Annotated in this window: 2 protein-coding genes and 1 pseudogene; 2 read left to right on the top strand and 1 reads right to left on the bottom strand. The window is 51.4% G+C overall.

The window, feature by feature from the left end:
* Both DOU54_RS27740 and DOU54_RS17020 read left to right on the top strand, forming a co-directional pair.
* The coding region (locus DOU54_RS27740; protein WP_210206212.1) for a hypothetical protein at window positions 1–180 on the top strand (180 nt) is incomplete at its 5' end.
* 11 nt (window positions 181–191) lie between these two features.
* Entirely contained in the window at window positions 192–1,400 is a 1,209-nt protein-coding gene (locus DOU54_RS17020) for an adenylate/guanylate cyclase domain-containing protein (RefSeq protein ID WP_006470625.1), read from the top strand.
* Window positions 1,401–1,628: 228 nt separating this feature from the next.
* Here the strand turns inward: DOU54_RS17020 and DOU54_RS28200 are convergent.
* Window positions 1,629–1,991, bottom strand: a pseudogene (locus tag DOU54_RS28200) (exonuclease/endonuclease/phosphatase family protein); the annotation flags it as partial.
* Window positions 1,992–2,169 lie beyond the last annotated feature (178 nt).

The following is a 2,169-nucleotide window of genomic DNA, read 5'->3' as shown; positions in this document are numbered from 1 at the left end:
CTGATACCCCCTGAAACACTTTGCGGATTTAGACAGCTGGAAAGCTATCGCAGCTTTGTAGCCAACACCCTTCACTCGCGTAAGCAAATCCTTAGTGGTATACTCGGCCTGAAAAGATTACTTCGTGTGCTGATAGTAATATCGCATAATTATCCCATTGTTTTTGCGTATTCAAGATGAGTAGGGCACTTATGAAAAACGCGGCTTTGACCGAAATTAAGCGGTGGTTGGTTTCTCAAGGCCTGCTGGGGCGAACCGAATGTGAGATACTTGTCGGGTTTTGTGAAGGGTGTCGCCGACATGGGATAATGATCTCGCAGGGCGTTCTTTTTATTGATACTCTTCATCCCGTACTCGAATCCTGGGGTTTTTTTTGGGACGAAGACGAGGGCGTAGAGCAATCACAACAGCAATTTCTCCGCGACAACGCTGAAGAAAATGCCCAAATCTGGCTACGCAGTCCCTTCTACGCCATGCAACAAGCCGGACAGACTGAACTGCGTGTGTCGTTGCGGGGGGCCGAAACGCTTCCATTTCTTGTACTGAACGAACTCCGAGATGAAGGTCAGACAGACTATTTCGCAATGATCCAAAGACTGTGTGAAGTCGATACTATCGGCGAAATGGACAATCTTTACTCGCGGTGGTCAAGCAAATCAGACAATGGATTCTCAGAAGGCGAAGTGGAAGCTCTTCGCGAGCTCCTCCCGACGCTTGCTCTATCGATTAAAACAGCGGCTGTCCGGAGGATAGCCCAGTCGCTGGTTAGTGTATATCTCGGTCGCGATCCTGGCCGCAGGGTTCTTCAGGGACGAATTGCGCGAGGTGCGGTCGATAGCATTCACACCGTCCTCTGGTTTTCGGACATGGCGGATTACACGTCCTTGTCAGAGCAGGTCGCAAGTGGGGAGCTCATCGGTCTACTCAACGACTATTCAGAAGCTGCAATTCTCTCCGTGACAAAGAATGGTGGGGATGTCTTAAAGCTTATCGGAGATGGCACTCTCGCAATATTTAACGCGGAGTCTCCTGAGACCGCCGCTCAGAGCGCCCTCGCAGCTCGAAGGGAACTAGAAGAACGATTGCAATCGCTCAATCGTGTCCGTTGGGACAGCGGCCAAGTTGTAACCTCGATCTATCTGTCACTTCATGTTGGTGAGGTTTTCTATGGAAACATCGGTAGTTGTGATCGGTTGGATTTTACAGTGATCGGTCCAGCCGTGAACGAAGTTTGTCGAATCGCGTCAATATGCAACGAAATAGGACGACCGCTCGTAATCTCATCAGCGTTTCGGTCCCTTCTGCCAATCAAAGACACGGAAAACTTCTTCAGCGCCGGATTCCATCGACTCAAGGGCGTTCGGCAACCGATGGAAGTGTACGCGGAAAGAGAAGGCTAGAAATGGGTCGTGCGGCCCTATCGAGCCAATGATGAGATGATGACGGTGCGCGCGGCGGGAATGTCCGTCGCAAAAGCCAAGTGGCCGTTTCCGTAGCGGAACCATCCATATATTTCAAGGATTTATCATATCTTAGTGCGCATTGGCGTGCACCACAACCCTGTCGCCTATTTTCAGATTTGTGACCTCGGCCCTCAAGGCGACCTTGCAGACTTTCACGTAATATCTCAGGCGCAAGTGGTCGATGCGCAGCACGGCGTCGCGGGCGATTGCGTTCCGAAAATACTTAGAGACCTATAGATCCGCTCTTCGGGATGTCGCTGTAGGCATCTGTCCAGCTCGTGGCAATGAGTTCGGAATAAGCTGCGTGCACCTCCGGCCGGGACAAACCATCTACTCGTCAGCGTTCCAGCGCTTAAACCCTTAAGTCCGACGGCATGACATTGAAATCTCCCACCAAAGCCAAAGGGACGTCGAGTTCGAAGAGCTCCGCGGAATAGGAGTACAGGCCATCGAACCAGCGGAGCTTGTAGTCGAATTTCAGGCCCGGAGCCGGATTTCCGTTGAAAGATAGACGCAACCGATCACCACCTCATTCGATCGCCGCCTAAATGCACAGGCTCGATCTCTAGCCCACTTGGTCAATCGATTTTCCAGAAGGTCTGGCGAAGGGCCTAAAGAAGGGTTGAAACTCCCCCCCTGTACAGTATGGTGACGCAAAAATTTAGGAAAGCACCATGCCACATTCACCAGAAGACAAAAAACGGGC

The sequence above is a fragment of the Agrobacterium sp. MS2 genome (assembly GCF_003261015.1).
GTDB lineage: Bacteria > Pseudomonadota > Alphaproteobacteria > Rhizobiales > Rhizobiaceae > Agrobacterium > Agrobacterium pusense.
This window is presented reverse-complemented; position numbering and strand designations above follow the sequence as displayed.

Bases quoted from the DNA above. Each gene is read 5' to 3' on its own strand.
- DOU54_RS17020 (WP_006470625.1), top strand. From the start codon at position 192: ATGAAAAACGCGGCTTTGACCGAAATTAAGCGGTGGTTGGTTTCTCAA.